The sequence below is a fragment of the Clostridia bacterium genome, assembly GCA_012841935.1.
Taxonomy (GTDB): Bacteria; Bacillota; Peptococcia; order DRI-13; family DTU073; genus DUTS01.
Genome location: DUTS01000059.1, coordinates 1 through 22,565 on the forward strand (window position 1 = coordinate 1; position 22,565 = coordinate 22,565).

The window sequence follows — 22,565 nt, forward strand, 5'->3', positions numbered from 1 at the left end:
GTACGTCCACATATAGGATATTGTTAGGTTGACACAAAACAAATCACATGTGAGGTACTGCCACTATGTTTATCGTATCATGTTTTTGTGCAACTAACAACTTTTATTATTTTATTATTCCTAGGCCGCTAATTGCAAGTTAAAGTGAAACACTTTTTTCTCTGTTAAAATATTATATTAGTACTTCTTTTTTAGTAAAGATTTTTCTATTATGCACATTTATTTAATTCCTTTTTTACTATTTCATTTGCACTTTTCCCATTAAGAATTTTACGTGGATATTCATTTAACCATTTTTGTATTTCTAAAATTTCCTTTTTACTATATTTAGCTATTGCACTTCCTTTGGGTATGAATCGTCGTATATGACCATTTACCTGCTCATTTGTTCCTCTTTCCCATGAATGATAAGGGTGACAGTAAAAGATTTGTGTACGAAGTATTTTGTGCCTACTTACATATGAACGTTCAAGATTACGCCAATCTAAAAACTCACTTCCATTATCCACAGTTATTGACTTAAATATTTTACGAAATCGTTTTATCCCTATCTTTTTTTCTAGTTGATCAAGCCGTCTTTGCACTTCTTTTTGAGTTTGTGAACGTAGTTTGAAAACTAATACTTGTCGACTCATTCTTTCTACAAGTACTAACAAACATGCTCTTCCCTTACTACGACCTGACTCTATACAGTCCATTTCCCAGTGCCCCCATTCACTTCGATTATTTGCCACCTGCGGACGTTCATCTATACATTTAGCATCAACGTCTTTTATTCGCTTTGTTATTCTAGTATATTTTCTCTTTGAACTTTTTCCCTTTCGTGGTAAATCCTTTTTAGTTACTTTTTCTAATAATTCTCGGTGAATATAATTATAAAGGGTACGTTCACATATTGGTGTTTTCCGATAATCTGGATCGTTTTTTAATTTTTCAATAGTTGCATACGGAGAATATTTATCTTTTGTAATATAATTCTCTATTTTTTTAACTAATTTATGATTGTTAGCTATTTTTAAATGAGGTCCCTTAGCTGTTGCCTTTTCATCATAGTCTTCTTGTGCTTTAAACGCCGAATAACTCATTACATTACGCCATTCAGTGTCCCTTAATATTACTTTACCACGTTTCAATTCCCGACATAATGTAGCTGGACTAACTCCCATTCGTTTAGCCATAACACGCTGACTTATTCGATCTTTTTTAGGTAATGCATTATTTTTGTTAACTAATGCTTCTAATTCCTCCCGTTCTTCAAATGTTAAATGTTTTCCTTTTTGACGAGTTCTGATACAATATACTTGGCTCATGATCCTTCTCCGTTTCTGTTTATTATTCAATTAACATTCTAACAGAGAAGGCTCTCATGAGCATTATTTATTTGTTTGTGTTTCATTTAATTATACAACTCGCCCTTTTCTATTTCCTACCTTATTGACAGGGCAAAAGATCTTTCAGTATAATCCCATTTTTGACACTTTAAAAAGAAAAAGGCTCGTTATTCCTTGATGGCCAAGGGATACAAGCCTTTTTATTTTTTTAAAAACTGCGTAATATATTTATTTTTTTGTAGCCTTGAAGATTTTTTTAATCATCCTAGTGGTTATAATTTCGTAATCTGTGCGAAAGCCAAAAATATCATGTAAATCATCTGTTAGATCGGTTCTTGTGTAAATTGGAATAAAACCATTATCTTCGGCTTCTAGAAAGTTCATTTCCCTCAAACAATTAAGAATTTCGTAACAGGTATATTTATCACCCAGCTTTTTTTCAAGCAATCTAAAAATAATTAGGGCCATAAAGCAAGTCATGAAATGAGCCAGTATTCTATCATCTCTACTTAGACATACCGGTCTAGCCTTAAATTCACTTTTCATAATTAAAAAACATTCCTCAATTAACCACCGCCGACGATTAATCTTTACGATTTCGTAAATATCATCTTCTAAATTAGTGCATACCGCATAAAAACCGTCAAACATTTTTTCTTTCTCAATTAGTTTAAAATCAATATCATAAAATGTTTTTTCCACAGGTTCCCCATTGGCGGTAACATTAGTTATCTTTATGAACCTTTTATAGTCATTTTGGCGTTTCTTTTTAATTAAAGAAGGATCTTTACGTATTGCCTTAAGGGCACGTTGAATTTGGGAATTACGAATTTTATGTTGATAATCCCTATATTTAATAGAATAAGTAACAATAAGGCGTTGTTCTAAACCGTCCTCTTTAATCCAACGCTCCTTATAGAAAACTTTGTTGCTTAATTTTTCTTTATCGTTGTCGCTGGCTCTTGCCATTATTTTATCAAGCATGGAAAGGTCATAAGTTTTTTTACTACCGGTTAAATGCCAACCGGTAGGACTAAGGGCCCACTCTTTAAGATGGGCTTTTAATTTTTTTACGGACTGTGTTGTTATAAATGCACGTCCTTTTTTGTTATTAAATTTCCTATTACTACTGGAAGAAAGTCCTGCATCTGTACAGACAATAAATTTAGATAAATCAAAGTCAGATAAAATTTTTTCCTCAAGTGGCTTTAAAGTGAGTTGTTCATTGGTATTTCCTTTATTAATGCTGAAGGCAAGAGGTACCCCGTCACCATCCATAAAAAGCCCCATTTGGACAATGGGATTAGGTTTATTGTCTTTACTGACACCATATTGTTTTAAACCTTCTTCATGTTCAATTTCAAAAAAATAATTGGTGCAATCATAGTAAAGAACGGCAGTATTTCTTTTAGAAACTTTAAGACTGTTTTTATATAAAAATGACTGGATAAAGTCATTTTCTTTTGCAATAATCTCAAGGGCCCGGAAAATATGATGAAGCTCAAAATCCGGTTGTTCTAGGAATTTTTTAGAGAGTTTATAAGTAGCAAGTTTGGAAGCAGGATAAATAATTCTACCATAAAGTAGTCTGGATAAAATTGAATCAAGATTGTAAGTGAATTTATATTTGTCGGATATTTTTTGGCACAAGGTATTTAATTTTAATTCATGGTAAATCTTTTGTAGGAAAAGGTATCCCCCATTAAACGAGCGTTGCTTTCCTTTGGGAATAGCCTTAACAGGCGAATACTTAATTAGAATTTCGCGTTTATTTTCTTTTTCTTGCCTATTTAATTCGGCAATATATTCCTTTGCCCATTCGATAGGGTCTTGCTCCCCTAACTTCTTTTTTAATTCGCTAACAGTGCCTAATTTTTCAACAACCCTTGATGAACGTATGCCATTTTTATATGTAGATTCAATAACATAAAGGGAAGTGGAGTTTTTTGATTTAGAAATAGATAATCGTATAATAAATCACTCCTCTCAACTCCTTATATTATACAATAGGCGAATATTTAAAAAAATAATAATTGTAAAAGGATTAACTGCTATCGTGAAAAATTATTGGCTTGCGGGTTAAGAGGATTTGTGGTACACTAAGAATTGCAAAATGACGCGGGATGGAGCAGCTGGTAGCTCGTCGGGCTCATAACCCGGAGGTCGGAGGTTCAAATCCTCCTCCCGCAACCAAGCTAAAACACTGTTTTCCATATAAATGGAAAGCAGTTTTTTTTCGCATCTCTGGTCAAAATATGGTATAATTTGTGGCAGATGGATATTTTTATGGGTGAGAATGATGAAAAAACGAGTTTGGTGTCTTTTAATTTGTTGTTTATTTTTGTTACCGCTGGGAGCAGAGGCGGTAGATTTGGTGAGCCTGGAGATAAATGAAGAAATCGTGCCAGGTCCGCGGGTAACTACTTTGACGGTTACCGGGACTTTATCAAATGGAATCAAACAGCAGGTTAAAGAAGGTCTGGTCTGGGAAACTTCGGATCCCAAAATTGCCCAGGTGGAATATGGGCGACTTTATTTTAGCGGGGTCGGTGGGGCGGTAACCATTTCGGTTTCTAAAGGCCAGGTGAGTGGACAGCAAACAGTATTAGTGAAACCTTGGCCGGAAACTATGGTGATTGAAAATAGGTTAGTTTATAGTGAAAAACCTTATCGTTTATTGGTTAAGGGGCGTTTCAGTGATGGTGAGAGACGTTATTTTGGTCCTGAGGAGAAAGTCCTTTGGTCTAGTTCAAATCCCTGGGTGGCTTGGGTAAATCAACAAGGGATTGTTACTTTTACTGGTGAACCAGGTGAGGTTACTATTAGGGCTGTTTGTGGTAGCTTAAGTGATTATTGGCGAACCACTGTTAGTGAAGGGGAAGTGCCGACAGCCTGGCGGACAGGAATTGAAATTAAGGAAACGGAAATCACTTATCGTGCTAAACCACAACAGTTAACTTTATTGACTTTATATTCTGATGGTTCGAAAGAGGAAGTAGAAGCGGAGATTGCGGACTGGTCTTCTAGTAATCCCGAAGTGGTTAAGGTAAATTCATTAGGTGTGATTAGTTTTAGTGGTGAACCGGGAGTAGCTGTTATTAAAGCTGTAGTAGGCGGCTTTACTACGGAAAGAATAGTTAAAGTGGAGCGTTTTTTAAAGGAAATTAGTTTAAATCAAAGTTTGCGTTATGTTCCAGAATGGGATGGAGTGCCTCTTTCTTTATCAGTTACCGCTATTTATAATGATGGGGTAGAATTGATTCAAAATACGGATCTTGTTTGGGAAACCAATAATGAAGCGGTAGCTGGGATTGATGAAAAGGGTGTCCTTACTTTCACCGGTCAGCCGGGTAAAGTAGCAATCCGAGTAAGTGGACGGGGAGAAGAAGGAAAAATAGTAGAGGATGTTTGTGAAGTTGAAGTTCCGGACATAGAAAAAGCTGAGCCGCGTAGACTATATATTGAACATAATCCTTTAATATTGTCCGAGCCGTTTGCTCCACGTGTATTCTGTATTGATGACCAGGGAAAACGTCGAGAAGTAACTGAGCAGGTGGAATGGCGTTCTTTAAATCCAGAAGTAGCTAGTATTTATCAAAACAAAATTTATTTTTCACCAAATCCCGGACAAATCAATATTATGGCCAGTTATCAGGGGTTAACTGATACCCTTTCTGGTTATAATTCACCTTTAGGTAGTAAACATCTTTGTCAAATCCGTATTAGGGAACATTATTTACCTTTTAGTTTTCAGCCGGTTAAATTAACGGCTTGGGGTTTATATAGTGATGGTAGTGCTGGGGAATTAAATGGTCAATTGCGCTGGTCTTCTAGTAATCCTTTGGTGGCAGCAATTAATCAAGCAGGGGAAGTTAATTTTAATGGCAGAATTGGTAAGACAGTAATTACTGTTCAGGGTTATGGTTGGCGTGATTTTTTAGAAATAGAAGTTTTACCAGAGGATTTACAGCCTCAGGTTGAAAAGTTAATTATTGAAGGCAGTTTAACACAAGGCTATAATCAATTAGCCGTGATCGCCTTTTTTAATGATGGTACTTCTAAGGAGGTTACTCAGGAAGCTGTTTGGAATACCAGTAATCAAAACAAGGCAATTGTGACTGAGGAGGGCACAGTAATGTTTTTGGGAAAATTTGCCCCAGTAGTCATAACTGCCAATTATGGGGGAAAAAGTGCAAAAATAAGCTGGCCCTAGATGGGGTAATCTAGAAGCAAGAAAAAATTCGGCTGGAGGTCTTTGGAAATGCGGATACGTATGGAGGTTGGGGAGGCTCGTTATGAGCAGATTGCAGTTGATTTGGCTCGTAAAATAGTACGGGGTGAATTTAGTGTAGGTCAAAAACTTTCCGGACGTTCTTTATTAGCCGGTACTTATAATGTTTCCCCAGAGACAATACGCCGTAGTATTGCTCTTTTACAGAATATTGGGGTAGTAGAAGCAATTACCGGTAGTGGTGTTTATATTAAATCTCGGGAATTGGCTCGGGAATATGTCAGAGAATATAAAGAAAGGCAAGAAATTTTAGATCATAAACAAAGAATTGTTACCTTAATGAATCAGCGTCAAGCCCTAGATTTGGAATTGGAAAAGGAGTTAACGCGTTTTTTAGAATTCTCCTTTCAAAAGGCATCTATTTTGGAGCAAGTAGAAGAATTAGTTATTCCCAGTCATTCTTGGGTTGTCGGGCAGACAATCGCCGCCACGGATTTAAGACAACTTACCGGGGCCACGATTATGATTATTCATCGACAAGGACAAGAGATTTATTCACCACCAGCTGATTTAAAATTAAAAGCACAAGATGTTTTAATTATTGTTGGCTCTGGCGAAGCCCGGGAACAATTTAAAAAATTAATTAAACAAGAACAGGTTTAAAAAGATGAATATTATTGATGGTTTAATTCTTCTTGTCCTCTTTTGGGGGGCTTATAAAGGTTATCGCCGGGGTTTACTGAGTAGTTTAGTCGGTTTGGCAAGTGTGTTGATTGGTTTAATGGTAGCTTGGCAGGTTGAACCTCAGATTAGTCTTTGGTTCGAAGAATCTTTTCAAACGATAACTAAATTAGCTCATTATTTGGCGGAACATTTACAGGTTTCAGAAATGAGTATTGATCTTCCTTTTTTATTGGCTCATCTCGTTTTAAAAGTAGGAATTATTATTTTAGTTTGGTTTTTAGTGGCGAAAGGTTTGGTCTTTTTGGCTTATTTAGTTACTAAGTTATTAGGGAAAGGATTTTTAGGTAATTTAAATAAAGGTGGGGGTTTGATTTTTGGTTTATTTAGTCGGCTTTTAATTCTTGTTGTTTTAATTGGTTTAATTAATCCGTGGTTGGGAATTGCTTCATCTTGGGAAGGGGCTGGTAGCCTTATTTTGAAAAAAATGGAGTGTTCCTTATTAGTTCCCCATCTAAATCAATTATTTTTCTTGCTGACAGGAGGACGTGTAGATGGCCTTATTTTTCGGTAGAAAGAAAACTCCGGAATTGGTGGTTTTGGCAGAAAATATTTTCAAAGCCCCGGTAAAGCTGCCATTAGGTTTAAAAAGAAAATTAAATACATTGAATTTTGAGGAGTGTTGGGCTTTAATTAAAAAAGTTTCTTTAGATTTAGATCATCTTAAAGCACGTAGTTTGGTACGTTTTTTATTTGCCGAACAAGCTGAACAGGTGAGAGCACAACTAGAAAATAAAACGGAAATAAAGACGGCTATTTTTTGCCTGCAATATTTGCCTGCACCGGAAACAGTACAAGCTTTGGTGAATTTATTAAATCAACATGAAAAAGTGATTCAGCTTCAGGCTGCAGAGGCTTTAAAAAACCAGCCACCGCGTTTAGTAGTGCCGGTTTTAATTGAAAAATTATTGAAAAATGAAATTCCACCAGCACGGGCAGGTGAAGCCTTAATGGCTATGGGGCATTTGGCACAGGATGCTTTATTGGATGCTTATCAACAGGCCTCTCCTGAGGCTAAGGTGCAGGTTTTGGAATTATTAATTATTAGTCAAAATCCTAAATGTGAAAGGTTTTTATCAGAAGCCCTGGCTAGTGAGAATATTAATTTAAAACGGGCTGCACTTAAAGCGATTTCTGTATTTCTTTTTCGTGATTTTTGGCCGAAGGTGGTGGAGTGTTTAAAGGATTCCCCTTGGCCAATTAAAGTAAAAAGTTTGCAAGTATTAACCAGGTTTCGTGTTGGGGAAGCTAAGGAAGTGGTGCGTCCTTTACTAGAGGATGAAGATCCTTGGGTGCGGCAGGCTGCCCAAAAATATTTTACAATTTTAGAACTAGAGTAGGTGAAAATAATGGCAGAATATACTGTAGGTGATTTTGTGATCTTAAAAAAGGCTCATCCCTGTGGCAGTCGGGAATGGGAAATAATGAGGACGGGAATGGACTTTCGAATTAAATGCAGGGGTTGTGGGCGTCAAGTATGGTTGAGCAGAGCCGATTTTGAAAAAGCGGTTAGGAAAAAGGTTTCTATTTAAACCTGCAGGTACTTAGAAAACAATTCGGACATCTTGCTAGCTGAAAATTAATATGCTATAATTGAAAATCACGTTGGGAAATTACCCTGCTCTATCTAAAATGATAGGGCCGTTTAGTCCGAGGGGAGGTGAAAATATGCGTAATTATGAAATGGCTTTGGTGGTTAGACCAGATTTGGAAGAAGAACAAGTTGAAGAATTTCAAGCAGGATTAGTAGAGTTAATTACTAGTTTTCAGGGTGAAATTATTGAACAGGATAATTGGGGAAAAAGAAGATTAGCCTATAATGTTAGGGATTATCGTGAAGGTTTTTATTTTTTTGTTAATTTTAAAGGAACACCAGAATTAGCCAAAGAATTAGACCGTGTTTTAAAGATTGCTGATCAGGTTTTACGGTTTATGATTTTGCGGGAAGGAAAATAAAAAGGGGGGAGGCTAGAAAAAATGTTAAATCGGGTAGTATTAATCGGTCGGTTGACACGTGATCCGGAATTGCGTTATACACCTAATGGGATAGCGGTGGCTTCATTTACATTAGCGGTTAATCGTCCTTGGCTAAATCAGCAGGGTGAAAGGGAAGCCGATTTTATACCGATAGTTGTTTGGCGTAAACAGGCTGAAAACTGTGCTAATTATATTAATAAAGGTAGTTTGGTAGCTGTAGATGGTCGTATGCAGGTAAGAACCTATGAAACTAAAGAGGGACAGCGGCGGTGGGTTACAGAAGTGGTAGCAGATTCAGTGCGTTTTTTGGAACGCCGTGAAAGTAGTGAGCCTGCTCAGGATTTCGGTGCAGTAGGTAGTGAAGTAGAGTTTTCGGAAGAGGATTTGCCATTTTAATTTGAGGAGGGAAACATGTGAAACGTGATCGCGGCCGTCGTCCACGTAAAAAGGTCTGTGCTTTTTGTGTGGAAAAGGTGACGGATATTGATTATAAAGAAGTGGCCCGTCTGCGGAAATATATTACTGAACGGGGTAAAATTTTACCACGGCGGATTTCCGGCAATTGTGCCAAACATCAGCGGCAATTAACCGTAGCTATTAAGCGGGCACGCAATATTGCTCTGCTTCCTTATATAGCGGAGTAAAACTAAAGGGAGCAAATTGCTCCCTTTATTATTAGGTCGAAAATACCAATTTTTTGGGGCAGGACTTTGTTCTAAGCGGCAAGAATATAAATTTAGAAAGGTGAGCGAGGCGAGTGCATAATTCCGTGCGAACACAGGCTATAGTTGAAGGGGCTTTATTAGCTGCCCTGACTGCTATTTTAGGGTTAGCCGGGATTTATCTACCCTTTTTAAGGTTAGTGATAGATTTTTTATGGACAATTCCTATTGTGGTGATTACTGTTCGTCATGGTTTGCGAGTAGGTATGATTACCTTGAGTGTCGCCGGGGTTTTAATTGTGATGCTGGCCCATCCTTTGTCGGCCTTTTTTCTGATTTTACAATTCGGGGGTTTAGCTCTTTTTTACGGAGCGGCCTTTCGTGAAAAATGGCGGCCGGCGGCTACTTTGTTTGTCGGTACTGGGATCGCTGTCCTTTCCTTTTTATTGGTTCTAGCCTTATTAGTACAATTAACTGGTTTTGAAGCCTTAAATTTTGCTGAACAAATGGAAGCTAGTATTGAACCAACCATAGAATTATATCGGCAGTTGGGTCTTTTTAAGCAGGGTGCTCAAACTGGGGTGACGGAAACCGCGGTAAGGGAAATGTTAACAGCCTTAACGCAAACTGCTATTTTACTTATTCCGGCCTTCTTTGTTTTATGGGCTTTGGCCACAGCTTTTTTAAATTACTTGCTTGCTCAACAGATTTTAGGCAAATTGAAAATAAGGACACCGGTTTTGCCTTCTTTTCGTCATTGGCAATTACCGTGGTGGATTGTTTGGGGCTTTATTTTCGGTTTTGCGGCTTATTTAATCGGTGATTACTTTGCTCTGGAAAAACTTGTCCAGATAGGTATGAATATCATCTTGATTTATGCACCAATTTTATTTATTTTAGGACTAGCTGTGGCTAGTTTTTACTTGGGGAAATATGTAAAAGGTACTATGGCACGTGTTTTTTTAATTTTTTTGGTAATCTTCTTTTTTCGTTTTCTCTTTTTAGCCTTGATGGCTGTAGGTCTTTTAGATTTATTATTTGATTATCGTAATATATTAGGGAGGTAATTACATGCGGGTTATTTTAAGAAAAGATGTTCCTGGAACGGGAAAGCAAAATGAGGTTGTGGAGGTAGCCGAAGGTTATGCACGCAACTATTTATTACCAAAGGGTTTAGCGGTGGAAGCCACTGCGGGTAATTTACGTGATTTGACACATAAAAAAGAAAAACAGGCTCAACGGGAAGCTAAGGAATTGGCAGGGGCTGAAAAAACAGCGGCTGCTTTAAAAGATGTGGCTGTAACCATTGCCGTTAAAGCCGGGGAAGCAGGGCGTTTGTTTGGCTCGATTGGTACCCGTGATATTGGTATCTCTTTGACCGAAAAAACAGGGCTGGAAATAGATCGGCGTAAAATTGTTTTGGAAGGGCCAATTAAGGAATTAGGTAGCTATGAGGTGCCTTTAAAACTACACCCTCAAATTACAGCTATAATTAAGGTAGAAGTTGTGGAGGCTGAAGAAGAAAGGGGCTAGGTTTGTTTATGGAGGAGAGGCTAAATACATATTACCAAGAAAAAGCGGATTTAATGTTAAAGCAAAATAAACAAAAAAGCTGGCGGCAAATTTTAGGGCGAAAAAAAATACTTAAACAGCAAATTGTGGTCTATCAGGTGGAAGCACTTTTACAGTTGTTATCTGATCTTTGGGGTGCGGAGAGTTTTACTTTACAAGCCAAAGAATTGGGAGTTTTAAATTCACTGCATTCTAAACGGATTCCGGAAAGGGCCTTAGCTTTAAAAAAATTAGTTTATCAGGATGCTGCTTTGAAATTAAATAAAGCCGAAAAAGCTGATTTAAATCTTTTAATTAAAGATGTTGAAGAAAAAATTACCGATTTAATTGCTCAAAAGACGTTGGAGCGAGAATTGGAAGCTCAAGTAATGAAAAAGATGCAGGATCGGCATGAAGATTATTTAAATGAAGTCCGTTTGCAAATTATTAAAGAAAGAAGTCCTAATCCAGAAAATGCCCAGACATTAAAAAAATTAGCTGTTTTGGAAAAAAGAAATTTTACCAAATTAGCTAATTCGATTACGGAAATTCTGCGTCCGCAAACTTTAGAAGAGATTGTAGGACAAGAACGGGCCTTGCAAGCACTTTTAGCTAAAATGGCTAGTCCTTATCCTCAGCATATTCTATTATATGGGCCGCCAGGGGTAGGTAAAACGTCCGCAGCACGTTTGGTTTTGGAATTAGTAAAAAAAATGCCGTCTTCACCTTTTTTAGCTACAGCACCTTTTGTGGAGGTAGATGGAACTACTTTGCGTTGGGATCCGCGTGAGATTACCAATCCGCTTTTAGGTTCAGTACATGATCCTATTTATCAAGGGGCTCGTCGTGATTTAGCGGAAACGGGGATCCCAGAACCTAAATTGGGTTTGGTTACTGAAGCACATGGGGGAGTGCTTTTTATTGATGAAATCGGTGAAATGGATCCTCTCCTACAGAATAAATTGTTGAAAGTTTTGGAAGATAAAAGAGTTTATTTTGATTCTGCTTATTATGATTCTCATGATCCCCAAGTACCACAATATATTAAAAAGATTTTTTCTGAAGGGGCACCGGCAGATTTTGTTTTAATTGCGGCTACAACTTGTTCACCTGCACAAATTAGTCCGGCGATTCGTTCCCGCTGTGCGGAAGTGTTTTTCGAACCTCTTTCACCTCGGGAAATTGAAAAAATTATTGAACAAGCGGCTTTAAAATTACAAGTAAAACTGGCACCTGAGGTGCCGAGTTTAATTAGTAAATATACGGTAGAGGCACGTAAGGCTAATAGCCTATTAGCTGATGCTTATAGTTTAGTACATTACCGGGCCATATCTGGTAAAGAGCTCTTTATATCTGTCGAGGATATGTATGAAGTTATTCAAGCGGCCCGTTTAACCCCCTATGTCACCTTGCGGGGCTCTACACGGGGAGAAGTTGGTCGGGTATTGGCTTTGGGTACCTCTGGTTATTTAGGTTCACTTTTGGAAATTGAAGCTGTGGCTTTTCCGGCACGTAAAAAAGGGGAGGGGCAAGTACGTTTTAATGATACAGCTGGTTCTATGGCTAAAGATTCGGTTTTTAATGCCTCTTCGGTGGTTAGGAAATTGAGTGGTTTAGATTTACATAATTATGATTTACATGTTAATTTGGTTGGTGGCGGAAAGGTGGATGGTCCTTCAGCAGGACTGGCAATTTGTCTGGTAATTTATAGTGCTTTGTTGAAAATACCTTTGCGGCAGGATGTGGCCGTTACCGGAGAATTATCCATACAAGGTCGGGTGAAGGCTGTAGGCGGCATTTTTGAGAAAATATATGGGGCTGAACAAGCACAAATCAGCAAGGTGTTGCTGCCGCGAGAAAATCAAGCCGATATCCCCGTTGATTTACAATCTCCACAGATAGTTTTAGTAGAAACTATTGAGGAGGCTTTAGCTCAAATTATTTGGAAAGAGTGAGGGAAAAGAAAATGCTGCTTGAAAAATTACCACCTCATAATTTAGAGGCAGAACAAGCTGTTCTGGGTGCAATGATGTTGGATAAAGATGCTGTCTACACAGCATTGGAAATTCTGCAAGCTGAAGATTTTTATAAAGAGGCTCATCGCATTATTTATACAGCCATGCAAAAATTGGAAACTCAAAGTGAACCTATTGATATGATTACTCTTACCGAAGAATTGCACCGACAGAATAAAATGGAACAGGTCGGTGGGGTAGGTTATGTAACCGAAATTGCTAATATTGTTCCTACCGCAGCTAATGTACGCCATTATGCAGATATTGTTTTTGAAAAATCACTATTACGTAAAATGATTCAAGTATCTACTCAGATCGCCAATCGCTGTTATGAGGAAGCAGAGGATGCTTATCTTTTACTAGATCAAGCCGAAAAAATGATTTTGCAAATTGCTGAAGGCCGCAGTTTTACCGGTTTAATTCCTTTGCGCCAAGTCTTGTCCGAGACTTTGAAAAAAATAGAGGCTTTGGCTAGTAAAGAAGTTGAATTAACCGGTGTCCCTTCTTATTTTACAGATTTAGATAGAATGACTTCTGGCTGGCAGACTTCAGATTTAATTATTTTAGCTGCCCGTCCAGCTATGGGGAAAACTTCCTTTGGGTTAAATATTGCCCAGAATGCTGCTTTAAAGGCTAAAATACCGGTAGCCATTTTTAGTTTGGAAATGTCCAGGGAACAATTGGTGCAGAGATTTATTAGTTCTGAAGCACTTCTTGATCAGTATAAATTACGTACTGGCAGATTACTTGATGATGAATGGCAGCAATTAACCCGAGCAGCTCAACCTTTATCTCAGGCTGAAATTTATATTGATGATACACCGGCTATTTCCGTTCTGGAACTGCGGACCAAGGCTCGCCGTTTAAAAGCGGAAAAGGGGTTAGGTTTAATTATTATTGATTATTTGCAATTAATGCAGGTCGGCCGCCGTCAGGAAAATCGCCAGCAAGAAATCTCCGAAATTTCTCGTTCCTTAAAATCTTTAGCTCGGGAATTAAGTGTACCGATAATTGCACTTTCACAACTTTCGCGTGCTGTGGAACAAACTCATGATAAAAGACCGGCTCTCAGTCATTTGCGAGAGTCCGGTGCTTTAGAACAAGATGCCGATTTAGTCATGTTTATTTTCCGTGATGATTATTATAATTTAGAAAGTGATAAACCTGGTATTGCTGAAATCATTATTGCTAAACACCGTAATGGTCCTACAGGTACGGTAGAATTAGGTTTTATTAAGGAATTTACTAAATTTGTTAATATTGAAAAACAGCGAACCGAAAATTAAAAATCGAGATTGACATTAAACAAAGGCATATGCTAATATAGATTCCTATGGAGCCATTAGCTCAGTCGGCAGAGCACCTGACTTTTAATCAGGGGGTCCCGCGTTCGAGTCGCGGATGGCTCACCAGAGGGCGATTAGCTCAGTGGGGAGAGCGCCTGCCTTACAAGCAGGATGTCGGCAGTTCAAATCTGTCATCGCCCACCATCAGGAGCTGTGGTGTAGTGGTTAACATGCCTGCCTGTCACGCAGGAGATCGCGAGTTCGACTCTCGTCAGCTCCGCCATATTATGCGGGTGTGGTTCAATGGTAGAATGTCAGCTTCCCAAGCTGAAGACGTGGGTTCGATTCCCATCACCCGCTCCAACTTAGACCGAAAAAGGTCTTTTTTTATGTGCAGAAAAAAAGCCCAGATGAAAACATCTGGGCTTAAAAATAAATCATTGTTAACGGCTGTGTAAATCACGTAATCGTTGTTCTGCTTTGCGTGAGACTAAAGTTTCGGGGAGGTCTTTTTGGGTTGTTGTTTCTGGGGATTTTTCCTTTTCCGCAAGCCGTTTCTCTGTCTTCCGTTTTATTAATGTATTTAATTTTGTCTCCATGTGGAATTGCTCCCTTCCTAATTTGTTACCTAATTATATCATATATTTAGGCAATTCTCCATATTAGAATAAGGGGGATGGTTTAGACCAATAATAAAATGGTTGAGGTGTATTTTTAGGTTTTTATGGTTTAAAAGTTGGCAGAAGATGACTATAATAGAAATATAAAAGTGAATATTGTTCTAATGACATAAGGAAGGTAGGCCTAAATTATGGGAGATAAGCAAGCACGATTCAGAGTTGGGATGCAGCAGCTTTTTCAGCAATGTCGATTTAGGGAACAAAAATGGGTCTTGTTTTTAGGAATCTGTTTTTTGGTGGGAGCATTTTTTTATTTAGGCAGTCATAAAGTTATAGATTCACAAAAACAGGGCCAAATTTGTGAAGTGGGGCCTGTTTGGCCAATGGAGCGTTGGGCCATTTTGGTAGGAGGTGAGCCCTTGGTTGTTTTGGCTAGTGAGGCTGAAGCCAAGGGGGTACTTGAGGATTTACCCACTTATTACTTCTCCGCGGGAGAAATAAAAGTGGTAGAATGTGCATTTGCAGAGGATGTTTTAATTATGCCTTGGCATAAACTTGAGCCGCGGTTAGTAACTAAAAAGGAAGCTTTGTGTTTGTTGGCCGAGGGTAGGGAAAAAGAAGCGGAGCATGTGGTCAAGGAGGGGGAGTCATTATGGACGATTGCCCAAAAGCATGGTTTAACCGTGGAGCAAATGGAAAGTTTTAATCCCGATTATCAGAATAAATATTTACAGCCTGGAGATGTTGTGGTGCTTCAGAAAAAGGAACCTTTATTAACTATAACTTCCACCGTGGAAGTAAGTGTAAAAGAAAAGATGCCTTATAAGATTGTTTATGAACAAAATCAGAATTTACGTTTGGGTGAAGAGAAAATTAAGGAATATGGTAAGGCTGGATTGCGGGAAACTACTTATCGGATAACGAAATGTAATGGGATAGAAACAGAACGGGAATTATTGGCAGAGAAGATAGTGGAGGAGCCGCGGTCGCGAATTATTCAGCGGGGTACACAGGTAATGATTGCTTCCCGGGGTGGTACCAGTATTTTTACTTGGCCAGTGCGGGGACGAATTACCTCTCCTTATGGGAAAAAGCGGGGAAGTTCCGTACATACTGGTCTTGATATTGGGGCCCCACAGGGGACTTCTGTTGTAGCGGCAGGTAAAGGTAGGGTCATCTCTGCTGGTTGGAAAGGTGGTTATGGTTATTGTGTGGATTTAGACCATGGACAGCGATTGGTTACTCGTTATGCTCATTTATCTAAAATTAATGTAAGTGTGGGGCAAAATGTTAATCAAGGTAGTTTGATTGGTAAAGTAGGTTCTACGGGGAATAGTACTGGACCACATTTACATTTTGAAGTATTAGTACGGGGCAGACATACAAATCCCCTGAATTATTTACCATAGGAGGAAATTAAATGTATGATGTGCTGATTGTGGGTGGTGGACCAGCTGGTCTTACAGCTGCTATTTATGCTTGTCGGGCTGGTTGGCGGACTTTACTTATAGAGGCTGGTGCTTTTGGCGGCCAAGCGACCACTACGGATTGGATAGAAAATTATCCAGGTTTTGCGGCAGGAATTTCCGGCCCGGATTTGATGGCAGAGTTTTATCAGCAGGCTGAACGCTTGGGATGTAGTTTTCTGTTAACTGAAGTGAAAAGTTTAATTAAGGATGGTAATTTAATTAAGCTGGTAAGTGAAGAAAAAGAAGTAGTTGGTAAAGTGGCGATTATTGCTACTGGGGCTCGACCGCGAGAATTGGGTGTAAAAGGTGAAAAGGAATTTCACGGTAAGGGTGTTTCTTATTGTGCTACCTGTGATGGTTTCTTTTATCGAGATAAAAAAGTAGTGGTGGTAGGTGGAGGTAATGCCGCTGTTAAAGAAGCATTGTTTTTAAGTAAAATTGCACGGGAAATAGTTTTGCTGCACCGACGTGATCAATTACGGGCAGATCAAATTTTAGCAGAACAGGTTCAAAAGACGGAAAAGATTAACATTCGCTGGTCAACGGTTCTAGAAGAAATTAAAGGTAGTGACAAAATTGAAGTGGTGCGACTTCGTAATTTAAAAAGTGGGAAAGAAGAGGAAATGGCCATAGAGGGTGTTTTTATTTATGTAGGTATGGAGCCGGTTACTGAGTTTTTAGGTAATGAATTTAAAAAAACCCAGGGATATTTAGTTACTGATCAATTTTTAAGGACAAATCTACCGGGGATTTTTGCGATTGGTGATTGCCGGGAAAAAGAGGCTCGACAAATTGCCACTGCGGTAGGTGATGGGGCTTCTGTCATGGTGGGAGTGGAAGCTTATTTGCAAGATGCTTTATTTTTGGGGGGGAATTAGATGCTGACTAAAGGGCAAAAGCGAAAATTGAAAAAGTGGGTAACTGCCTTTTTAGCTATTTTAATTAGTGCTGGGCTGCTACTTTCCACTTTGGCTTGGTATTTTTAGCCTAAATTTGGTAAGACTTAAAGTGCTTTAGTCTTGCTATAATGAGGATACAGGGGGGTGTATCCTCATGAGGGGTTTAATAAAAAAAGGGGTTATTCTTTTGACCTTTGTTTGTTTATTTAATTGGTCAACTTTTTTTTTAAAGGGCCGCTTGGTTGTGCAGGCTATTTCGCAAAAGGCTGTAGGTTTTGTTTTGGAAAAACAGACCGAGGATTATCAGGTGCTCGCCAGTGAGCATTTTGTTTTAAAATATACTAAAAGGGATCAAGAATTAGCTCCTTTGGTTTTGCAATTGGCAGAAGATTATTACGGTCAAATAGGTGAGCTGCTGGGATTTCCCCGACCTAAAGAAGCACCTCTTTTAGTTTTATACCCTGATTTAGAAACTTTACGGGCAGGTATGGGTTGGGGAGAAAAAAGTGCGGTTGGTGTTTATTGGGCTGGGAGTATTCATTTGCTTTCACCGCGGGTGTGGAGTGGGGCTGATGAAATGGTGGCTTTTGCTCGGGAGGGACCTTTGGCACATGAGTTGACACATTATTATGTAGATTTGGTGACTAAAGGTAATTATCCGCGCTGGTTGAGTGAGGGTTTGGCTCAAGTTGTGGAGGAGAAAATTACCGGTTTTACACTACCGCGTGTTAAGGGAAAAATTTATGCTTTGGCTGAATTAAAAAGGCTTTTTGATCAACCGGGAAAGGAATATTTGGCCTATGGTCAGGCTCGGGATGCTGTTAATTATTTATGGACTAGTTATGGAATAGATAAAATGACGGTTTTATTGACTAGGTTAGGGGAGGGTGAAACACTTAAGCAAGCTTTAAAGGGAACTTATGGTTTAAGTAGAAAACAATTAGAACACGAGCTGGGGTGGGGAAGGAGTCGAGATGAAGTTTTGTTCACTGATGAGTAGTAGTGCTGGTAATGCTTTTTATTTGGAAAGCGGACAAACTAGATTAATGATTGATGCCGGACAATCTGGTCGGGCTTTAACTGAGGCCTTGGAAGTGGGATCAGGTTGTCAGCCCCAAGAATTGGCGGCTTTGTTTTTATCACACGGTCATCGCGACCATGTGCAGGGAGCGGGGGTAATGGCTAGAAGATATAAGCAATTAAGTGTTTATGCTACAGAAGGGACTTGGGGAGAAATGGAACAAATTGTGGGTCCGATTTGTCCTACCCAGAAAAAAACTTTTTCTGTGGGTAAAATTATAGAACTAGGTGATTTAAAAATAAAACCTTTTCGGGTGGCTCATGATGCTTGTGATCCAGTAGGGTTTTTGTTTAGTAATGGTGAGAAACGTTTAGGGATGGTGACTGATTCGGGAATTTTTACTTCTGAAATGGTGAAAACTTTATATAATGCTGATTGTTTGGTACTAGAGGCCAATCATGATCCAGATTTGTTGTGGAATGGTTCTTATCCTTGGCCACTTAAAAAAAGGGTGGCTGGGACAAAGGGACATTTGTCTAATCAGGCTGCTGGGGAGGCTTTAGCCCAAATTATTGGACCGCGTACCCGGCAAATAGTTTTAATTCATTTAAGTCGCGAAAATAATCAGCCGGAATTGGCTTTAGAAACTGTTAAAGGGATTTTAGAGGAAAATAAGGCTTGTTTACGAAAATTAAAAATTGAGGTGGCACCTCATGATCAACCCAGTAATTACATAACCATTTAGAAAGGAGCGAAGTAGTAAAAGACGATGAAAGGGTCAAATGATCAATATGAACGCAGACGTAAAGAAGTGAATATTTGGAAAAGAATTGGTGTGAAATTTAAAAAACCCACCGAGGGAAAGGCTGCTGAGCCTTTTAGTAATTGGTGGTGGGTTTTGGGAATTATAGTTTTAGTCTTAATTAGTTTAATTAGGAATTATCTTTTTTAAAAGAAATACGCCGGAGGTTGCCCCCCGGCGTATTTTTTAAAAAAGGCTTGGAATAATGGTAGCGGAACGTGTTGCTTCATCCCATTTCACTTGATAACTCAATTTTTCAAAATCCCTAATTTTAATATAGATGCGATCATCAATAATGATGCCGGTCATCTCTAAAGGAAGACCATTGCGTACTACATAGGCGTAGCCTAATTCACTATCCCAGCCTACTTCTTCGCCTAGGAGTTCACCAATTTTTCGTAAGGGTAGATAAAGATGACCTTCAATGTTATGAATGATTAAAGAACCTTGTTCACCATTTAGCGTATAATTAGCCTGCTCAACATCAATAACCATTTTGGGGGTTAGTTCACTAAAAGCGATTACCTTGTCGGGTATGGTTATCGTAAATGGGGCAATTTCTCGGGTGCGATTTTGACCACTAAGCTGGAAATCTATACCGGGTTGTTCAAGCCGCAGGTTTACTTGTGAATTGTAGGCACCTAAGGAGTCTTGAGATAAGGTGTTGCTGAAAGTAAAGCCATCTAGATAAGGTTGTATTTCTACAAGGAGATCTTTTTTTAGTATGTTGAGGTCTTTTAAATAAGTGGCTTGTTCAGTCTCTAATTCTTGTGAGGCAATGGTCAACATGGTTTCATAAACTGACCTTTCGGCAGGGTCTAAATTGAGTAGGGTTAATTCTTCGTCACTAAGACTATCCAGAACCTGACCTAGCCAGTTGACAATTGCTTCATTGTTGAGAAGATTATGTTCGAGAAAATCAAAGACAAGGTTGAAGACTTGTTGCCCATTCATTTCAAGGGTAAAGGTCTGGTCTTTTTCAGTAATTAAATTAGTACTAAAATCTGGATAACCCTCCGGAAGAGCGGTGAGTAGCTTCTGTATAATATGGGTTTGTTTTTGATTAAAGAAACTCTTTTGGGTGGAAAGATATTCGGCCCCTTTAAAGAGAGTGGCAAATTCGGCCGCTATTTCGTCATAACCAAGTGTAGATAGGAATTCAATGATTCCCGGTAAGTAAAAATAAAGAGTATCCTTTTCCATGATCATTTCGGTAAGTGGTTCTTCCGAACCTGCCAAGTAAAGTTCCAAAGTGGCTATTTCCTTGTTTAAATCTGTTTTACTAAAGATTTTAAATGTTTGTTCCAGTGAAAAATCGGGGCCAATTTTTAGGGAAAAGGAAAAACTGCCATTACTCTCCAATACTTTTAATGAATTTACTTCTTGCTGTAAAGCCAGGTAATTCAGTTCTGTTTGACTACAGCCTACTGTTAATAAAAGTAAGCAAAGCATAATTGAGACAAACAAAAGATTTCTTTTTGACATTTTTTTCACTCCTTGATTTTTTTTAGAATATTGTCTTATGCTTAAGCAGAAAATTATTAAGACTATAATAATCGTATCATGTTTTGCTTTACTCAACAATACTGTAAAATTTCCGGGGTAAAAAACTTTACCCTTAGTAAATAACGTGGTAAAGTTTAAAGAGAAATGAAACGGAGGCTTTATTTTTATGGATAAAAAACAGGCTTTAAAGAAAGCACAGCAATATGCAAATTTAATTAAGGATAAGCTGAAACCAGAGAAAGTCATTCTATATGGTTCTTATGCAAAAGGAACCTGGGATGAAAATAGTGACATTGATATAGCCATTATAGTAGACAAGATTGATGATCTTTTAACTAGTGAAGCATTATTATACAAACTAAGAAGGGGTATTGATGATCGGATTGAGCCAGTGCTTTTTGAAAGAAATAATAACCGGAGCGGATTTCTTGATGAGATTCTAAAGCATGGTCAGGTTATCTATAACATTTCTGATTCTATATTGTAGATTCGCTTGGGCTTAATTTTAAGAAATGGCTGTAAAATTTTCAGGGCAAAATAAAATTTGCCCTGTTTTTTTAGGCTCATGTTTGTTAAACTGAATAGAAAGGCTGTTTACTATACTGGGGAAAGCAGGGTGAAGCATGGTGGTGATACAAAAAGAAGAAGTTTTGGCAATTATTAAACAACGTGGTAAAGCTAGGGAGCAGTTATTGTCGATTCTGTTGGAGATTCAAAAAGCTTCGGGCAATAATTATGTTGGTAGTGGAGAGGCTAAATTAGTAGCCGAAGAATTGGGGCTGCCTTTAAGTAAGGTTTATGAAGTGTTAACCTTTTATGAAATGTTAGCTAGTGAACCACGTGGTCATTATGTTATTGAGATTTGTAAAAGTCCGCCTTGTCAGGTTGTTCAGGAAATTACGGTGGCGGAAATATTAGAAGCAGAGTTGGGGATTAAAATGGGGGAAACAACGGAGGACCAGCTCTTTACTTTACAATATACTTATTGTTTGGGTGCTTGTGATCAGGCTCCTGCTATTAAAATTGGTGATAAAATTTATGGACATTTAACACGGGAAAAAATAGTAAACTTAATTAAGCAGTATCGGGGGGAAGGGCGATGATTAAACGAGTAATTACAGCCAATTGTGATCAAATAGAACCTACATCGGTAAAGGAATATGAACAGGCTGGTGGATTAAGGGGATTGAAAAAGGCTTTAAAAATGACCCCCCGGGAAATTATTCGTGAAGTTAAACAGTCAAATTTACGGGGACGTGGGGGTGCTGGGTATCCCACAGGTTCTAAGTGGGAGCAATTATTAAATATTAAAGGTACTCCTAAATATATTGTGGCTAATGCTGATGAAGGTGAACCTGGTACTTTTAAAGATAAATTATTGTTGGAAAAAGACCCATTAAGGGTTCTTGAAGGTATGATTATTGCCGGTTATGTTTTTCAGGCGAAAAAAGGCTACCTTTATTTACGGGGTGAATATGCCTTTCTGGAAAAATTGCTTTTAGAGGCTTTGGCGGAATTGGAAGAGGCCGGTTATTTAGGCGAAAATATTTTAAAAACTGATTTTTCTTTTGCGATTGAGATTCATTTAGGTGCTGGTGCCTATATTTGTGGAGAGAATTCGGCTTTGTTAAATTCCTTGGAGGGTAAAATTGGTAGACCAAGAGTTAAGCCACCTCATTTAGCTGAGGTGGGTTTATATGGGCAGCCAACTTTGGTCAACAATGTAGAGACCTTTGCTTGTATTCCCACGATTGTGGAGCAAGGGGGAAAGAAATATGCGGCTTGGGGTACTGCGGCAAGTGGTGGTACCAAATTGGTTTGTCTTTCTGGTCATATTGCTCGACCTGGTGTTTATGAAGTGCCTTTTGGACTAACCCTGCGAGATTTAATTTTTGATTTGGGGGGAGGACCCCGCGAGCGTAAAATTAAATTTTATCATTTGGGTGGACAATCTGGCCCCTGCGGTTTTTTACATCAACTAGATACTCCCTATTGTTATCAGGCTTTAAAAGAAGTAGGCTTAAGTGTGGGTTCTGGGGCCATTGTAGTTTTGGATGAATCAGTTTGTGTGCTTGATTATTTAAAACAGGTAACCGAATTTTTTAGACATGAATCTTGTGGTAAGTGTACTCCTTGTCGGGAAGGAAATAAACAATTATTTTTCCTTTTGGAAAAATTAACCCGGGGTGAAGGGAGTAAGGAGGACCTAAAGTTAATTAAACGTTTAAGTAATTTATTGAGAACAGCCTCATTTTGTGGTTTGGGTCGTTCGGCGACTAGGGCTTTGGATACTTGTTGGGAACATTTAGAAACAGAAATTTTGGCCCATTTGGACAAGCATTGTCCGGCCGGGGTTTGTTTTGCTCAAGGGGGGCGAGGGGCTGTTGACATGAAACTATAAAATATTATAGAACCAGCTTGCTAAACTATAACTTTTGTGTTATATTATTAGTA

General features: G+C 38.5%; 24 protein-coding genes and 5 tRNA genes. 25 read left to right on the forward strand and 4 right to left on the reverse strand.

Going from position 1 to position 22,565, the window contains the following annotated elements; all coding sequences use genetic code 11:
• Positions 1 to 209 precede the first annotated feature (209 nt).
• Together GX687_03385 and GX687_03390 are read right to left on the reverse strand one after the other, a co-directional pair.
• Positions 210 to 1,310, reverse strand: a complete 1,101-nt coding sequence (locus GX687_03385) for an IS30 family transposase (protein HHX96492.1) — start codon at positions 1,308 to 1,310, stop codon at positions 210 to 212.
• Between the two features lie 249 nt (positions 1,311 to 1,559).
• Positions 1,560 to 3,302: an IS1634 family transposase gene (locus tag GX687_03390; GenBank protein HHX96493.1), complete on the reverse strand. Its 1,743-nt coding sequence runs from the start codon at positions 3,300 to 3,302 to the stop codon at positions 1,560 to 1,562.
• A gap of 146 nt (positions 3,303 to 3,448) precedes the next feature.
• Between GX687_03390 and GX687_03395 the strand changes: the two genes are divergently transcribed.
• The 17 genes from GX687_03395 (at position 3,449) to GX687_03475 (ending at position 14,157) form a co-directional block, all read left to right on the forward strand.
• Positions 3,449 to 3,524: transfer RNA gene (locus GX687_03395), tRNA-Met, on the forward strand.
• A gap of 106 nt (positions 3,525 to 3,630) precedes the next feature.
• A complete protein-coding gene (locus GX687_03400; protein HHX96494.1) occupies positions 3,631 to 5,544 on the forward strand; it encodes a hypothetical protein in 1,914 nt (637 codons plus the stop codon).
• Between the two features lie 48 nt (positions 5,545 to 5,592).
• Positions 5,593 to 6,225: a GntR family transcriptional regulator gene (locus tag GX687_03405; protein ID HHX96495.1), complete on the forward strand. Its 633-nt coding sequence runs from the start codon at positions 5,593 to 5,595 to the stop codon at positions 6,223 to 6,225.
• A gap of 4 nt (positions 6,226 to 6,229) precedes the next feature.
• Entirely contained in the window at positions 6,230 to 6,817 is a 588-nt protein-coding gene (locus GX687_03410) for a CvpA family protein (GenBank protein HHX96496.1), read from the forward strand.
• Positions 6,798 to 7,643 (forward strand): hypothetical protein, encoded by an 846-nt coding sequence (locus tag GX687_03415; GenBank protein ID HHX96497.1) that lies wholly within the window; start codon positions 6,798 to 6,800, stop codon positions 7,641 to 7,643. Before GX687_03410 ends, GX687_03415 begins: the two co-directional genes overlap by 20 nt.
• A 9-nt stretch (positions 7,644 to 7,652) precedes the next feature.
• Positions 7,653 to 7,835, forward strand: coding sequence for a DUF951 domain-containing protein (locus GX687_03420; protein HHX96498.1), 183 nt, complete (start codon positions 7,653 to 7,655; stop codon positions 7,833 to 7,835).
• A gap of 136 nt (positions 7,836 to 7,971) precedes the next feature.
• A complete protein-coding gene (locus GX687_03425; protein HHX96499.1) occupies positions 7,972 to 8,259 on the forward strand; it encodes a 30S ribosomal protein S6 in 288 nt (95 codons plus the stop codon).
• Between the two features lie 21 nt (positions 8,260 to 8,280).
• On the forward strand, positions 8,281 to 8,676 hold the full coding sequence (ssb, locus tag GX687_03430; protein HHX96500.1) for a single-stranded DNA-binding protein: 396 nt from the start codon (positions 8,281 to 8,283) through the stop codon (positions 8,674 to 8,676).
• 17 nt (positions 8,677 to 8,693) lie between these two features.
• Positions 8,694 to 8,924, forward strand: coding sequence for a 30S ribosomal protein S18 (locus GX687_03435; GenBank protein ID HHX96501.1), 231 nt, complete (start codon positions 8,694 to 8,696; stop codon positions 8,922 to 8,924).
• 113 nt (positions 8,925 to 9,037) lie between these two features.
• The gene (locus GX687_03440; protein HHX96502.1) at positions 9,038 to 10,009 is read left to right on the forward strand and encodes a YybS family protein; all 972 of its coding nucleotides are present in this window, start codon (positions 9,038 to 9,040) and stop codon (positions 10,007 to 10,009) included.
• A 4-nt stretch (positions 10,010 to 10,013) separates the two neighbouring features.
• Positions 10,014 to 10,475, forward strand: a complete 462-nt coding sequence (locus tag GX687_03445) for a 50S ribosomal protein L9 (GenBank protein ID HHX96503.1) — start codon at positions 10,014 to 10,016, stop codon at positions 10,473 to 10,475.
• Between the two features lie 53 nt (positions 10,476 to 10,528).
• Positions 10,529 to 12,448 carry an ATP-dependent protease, Lon family gene (lonC, locus tag GX687_03450; GenBank protein HHX96504.1) on the forward strand — a complete coding sequence of 640 codons (1,920 nt, stop codon included), beginning with the start codon at positions 10,529 to 10,531 and terminating at the stop codon, positions 12,446 to 12,448.
• Positions 12,449 to 12,459: 11 nt separating this feature from the next.
• Positions 12,460 to 13,794 (forward strand): replicative DNA helicase, encoded by a 1,335-nt coding sequence (gene dnaB / locus GX687_03455; protein HHX96505.1) that lies wholly within the window; start codon positions 12,460 to 12,462, stop codon positions 13,792 to 13,794.
• Between the two features lie 50 nt (positions 13,795 to 13,844).
• A tRNA-Lys gene (locus GX687_03460) sits at positions 13,845 to 13,920 on the forward strand.
• A 2-nt stretch (positions 13,921 to 13,922) separates the two neighbouring features.
• Positions 13,923 to 13,998, forward strand: a tRNA-Val gene (locus GX687_03465).
• Between the two features lie 3 nt (positions 13,999 to 14,001).
• Positions 14,002 to 14,077, forward strand: a tRNA-Asp gene (locus tag GX687_03470).
• A gap of 6 nt (positions 14,078 to 14,083) precedes the next feature.
• Positions 14,084 to 14,157 (forward strand) — tRNA-Gly (locus GX687_03475).
• A gap of 80 nt (positions 14,158 to 14,237) precedes the next feature.
• Here the strand turns inward: GX687_03475 and GX687_03480 are convergent.
• The gene (locus GX687_03480) at positions 14,238 to 14,393 is read right to left on the reverse strand and encodes a hypothetical protein (protein ID HHX96506.1); all 156 of its coding nucleotides are present in this window, start codon (positions 14,391 to 14,393) and stop codon (positions 14,238 to 14,240) included.
• Between the two features lie 212 nt (positions 14,394 to 14,605).
• Here GX687_03480 and GX687_03485 point away from each other — a divergent pair, with 212 nt between their 5' ends.
• The 5 genes from GX687_03485 (at position 14,606) to GX687_03505 (ending at position 18,755) form a co-directional block, all read left to right on the forward strand.
• The gene (locus tag GX687_03485; protein HHX96507.1) at positions 14,606 to 15,823 is read left to right on the forward strand and encodes a M23 family metallopeptidase; all 1,218 of its coding nucleotides are present in this window, start codon (positions 14,606 to 14,608) and stop codon (positions 15,821 to 15,823) included.
• Between the two features lie 11 nt (positions 15,824 to 15,834).
• Positions 15,835 to 16,761 carry a thioredoxin-disulfide reductase gene (gene trxB / locus GX687_03490; GenBank protein HHX96508.1) on the forward strand — a complete coding sequence of 309 codons (927 nt, stop codon included), beginning with the start codon at positions 15,835 to 15,837 and terminating at the stop codon, positions 16,759 to 16,761.
• Between the two features lie 175 nt (positions 16,762 to 16,936).
• Positions 16,937 to 17,782 (forward strand): hypothetical protein, encoded by an 846-nt coding sequence (locus GX687_03495; protein ID HHX96509.1) that lies wholly within the window; start codon positions 16,937 to 16,939, stop codon positions 17,780 to 17,782.
• On the forward strand, positions 17,775 to 18,548 hold the full coding sequence (locus tag GX687_03500) for an MBL fold metallo-hydrolase (protein HHX96510.1): 774 nt from the start codon (positions 17,775 to 17,777) through the stop codon (positions 18,546 to 18,548). The genes GX687_03495 and GX687_03500 overlap by 8 nt, the downstream gene beginning before the upstream one ends.
• A gap of 24 nt (positions 18,549 to 18,572) precedes the next feature.
• Positions 18,573 to 18,755 (forward strand): hypothetical protein, encoded by a 183-nt coding sequence (locus tag GX687_03505; GenBank protein HHX96511.1) that lies wholly within the window; start codon positions 18,573 to 18,575, stop codon positions 18,753 to 18,755.
• A gap of 36 nt (positions 18,756 to 18,791) precedes the next feature.
• Here the strand turns inward: GX687_03505 and GX687_03510 are convergent, their stop codons facing one another.
• Positions 18,792 to 20,090, reverse strand: coding sequence for a copper amine oxidase N-terminal domain-containing protein (locus tag GX687_03510; protein HHX96512.1), 1,299 nt, complete (start codon positions 20,088 to 20,090; stop codon positions 18,792 to 18,794).
• 187 nt (positions 20,091 to 20,277) lie between these two features.
• On the opposite strand from GX687_03510, the gene GX687_03515 reads away from it, so the two are divergent.
• The 3 genes from GX687_03515 (at position 20,278) to GX687_03525 (ending at position 22,512) form a co-directional block, all read left to right on the forward strand.
• A complete protein-coding gene (locus tag GX687_03515; protein ID HHX96513.1) occupies positions 20,278 to 20,598 on the forward strand; it encodes a nucleotidyltransferase domain-containing protein in 321 nt (106 codons plus the stop codon).
• Between the two features lie 136 nt (positions 20,599 to 20,734).
• On the forward strand, positions 20,735 to 21,214 hold the full coding sequence (locus GX687_03520; GenBank protein ID HHX96514.1) for an NAD(P)H-dependent oxidoreductase subunit E: 480 nt from the start codon (positions 20,735 to 20,737) through the stop codon (positions 21,212 to 21,214).
• Complete coding sequence (locus GX687_03525) at positions 21,214 to 22,512, forward strand: NADH-quinone oxidoreductase subunit F (protein ID HHX96515.1); 1,299 nt, start codon at positions 21,214 to 21,216, stop codon at positions 22,510 to 22,512. The genes GX687_03520 and GX687_03525 overlap by 1 nt, the downstream gene beginning before the upstream one ends.
• Positions 22,513 to 22,565 lie beyond the last annotated feature (53 nt).

Coding starts and splice junctions, on each gene's coding strand:
- GX687_03385 (HHX96492.1), bottom strand. CDS start 1,310: ATGAGCCAAGTATATTGTATCAGAACTCGTCAAAAAGGAAAACATTTA.
- GX687_03400 (HHX96494.1), top strand. CDS start 3,631: ATGAAAAAACGAGTTTGGTGTCTTTTAATTTGTTGTTTATTTTTGTTA.
- GX687_03405 (HHX96495.1), top strand. CDS start 5,593: ATGCGGATACGTATGGAGGTTGGGGAGGCTCGTTATGAGCAGATTGCA.
- GX687_03410 (HHX96496.1), top strand. CDS start 6,230: ATGAATATTATTGATGGTTTAATTCTTCTTGTCCTCTTTTGGGGGGCT.
- GX687_03415 (HHX96497.1), top strand. CDS start 6,798: ATGGCCTTATTTTTCGGTAGAAAGAAAACTCCGGAATTGGTGGTTTTG.
- GX687_03420 (HHX96498.1), top strand. CDS start 7,653: ATGGCAGAATATACTGTAGGTGATTTTGTGATCTTAAAAAAGGCTCAT.
- GX687_03425 (HHX96499.1), top strand. CDS start 7,972: ATGCGTAATTATGAAATGGCTTTGGTGGTTAGACCAGATTTGGAAGAA.
- ssb (HHX96500.1), top strand. CDS start 8,281: ATGTTAAATCGGGTAGTATTAATCGGTCGGTTGACACGTGATCCGGAA.
- GX687_03445 (HHX96503.1), top strand. CDS start 10,014: ATGCGGGTTATTTTAAGAAAAGATGTTCCTGGAACGGGAAAGCAAAAT.
- lonC (HHX96504.1), top strand. CDS start 10,529: ATGTTAAAGCAAAATAAACAAAAAAGCTGGCGGCAAATTTTAGGGCGA.
- dnaB (HHX96505.1), top strand. CDS start 12,460: ATGCTGCTTGAAAAATTACCACCTCATAATTTAGAGGCAGAACAAGCT.
- GX687_03480 (HHX96506.1), bottom strand. CDS start 14,393: ATGGAGACAAAATTAAATACATTAATAAAACGGAAGACAGAGAAACGG.
- GX687_03485 (HHX96507.1), top strand. CDS start 14,606: ATGGGAGATAAGCAAGCACGATTCAGAGTTGGGATGCAGCAGCTTTTT.
- trxB (HHX96508.1), top strand. CDS start 15,835: ATGTATGATGTGCTGATTGTGGGTGGTGGACCAGCTGGTCTTACAGCT.
- GX687_03495 (HHX96509.1), top strand. CDS start 16,937: ATGAGGGGTTTAATAAAAAAAGGGGTTATTCTTTTGACCTTTGTTTGT.
- GX687_03500 (HHX96510.1), top strand. CDS start 17,775: ATGAGTAGTAGTGCTGGTAATGCTTTTTATTTGGAAAGCGGACAAACT.
- GX687_03505 (HHX96511.1), top strand. CDS start 18,573: ATGAAAGGGTCAAATGATCAATATGAACGCAGACGTAAAGAAGTGAAT.
- GX687_03510 (HHX96512.1), bottom strand. CDS start 20,090: ATGTCAAAAAGAAATCTTTTGTTTGTCTCAATTATGCTTTGCTTACTT.
- GX687_03515 (HHX96513.1), top strand. CDS start 20,278: ATGGATAAAAAACAGGCTTTAAAGAAAGCACAGCAATATGCAAATTTA.
- GX687_03520 (HHX96514.1), top strand. CDS start 20,735: ATGGTGGTGATACAAAAAGAAGAAGTTTTGGCAATTATTAAACAACGT.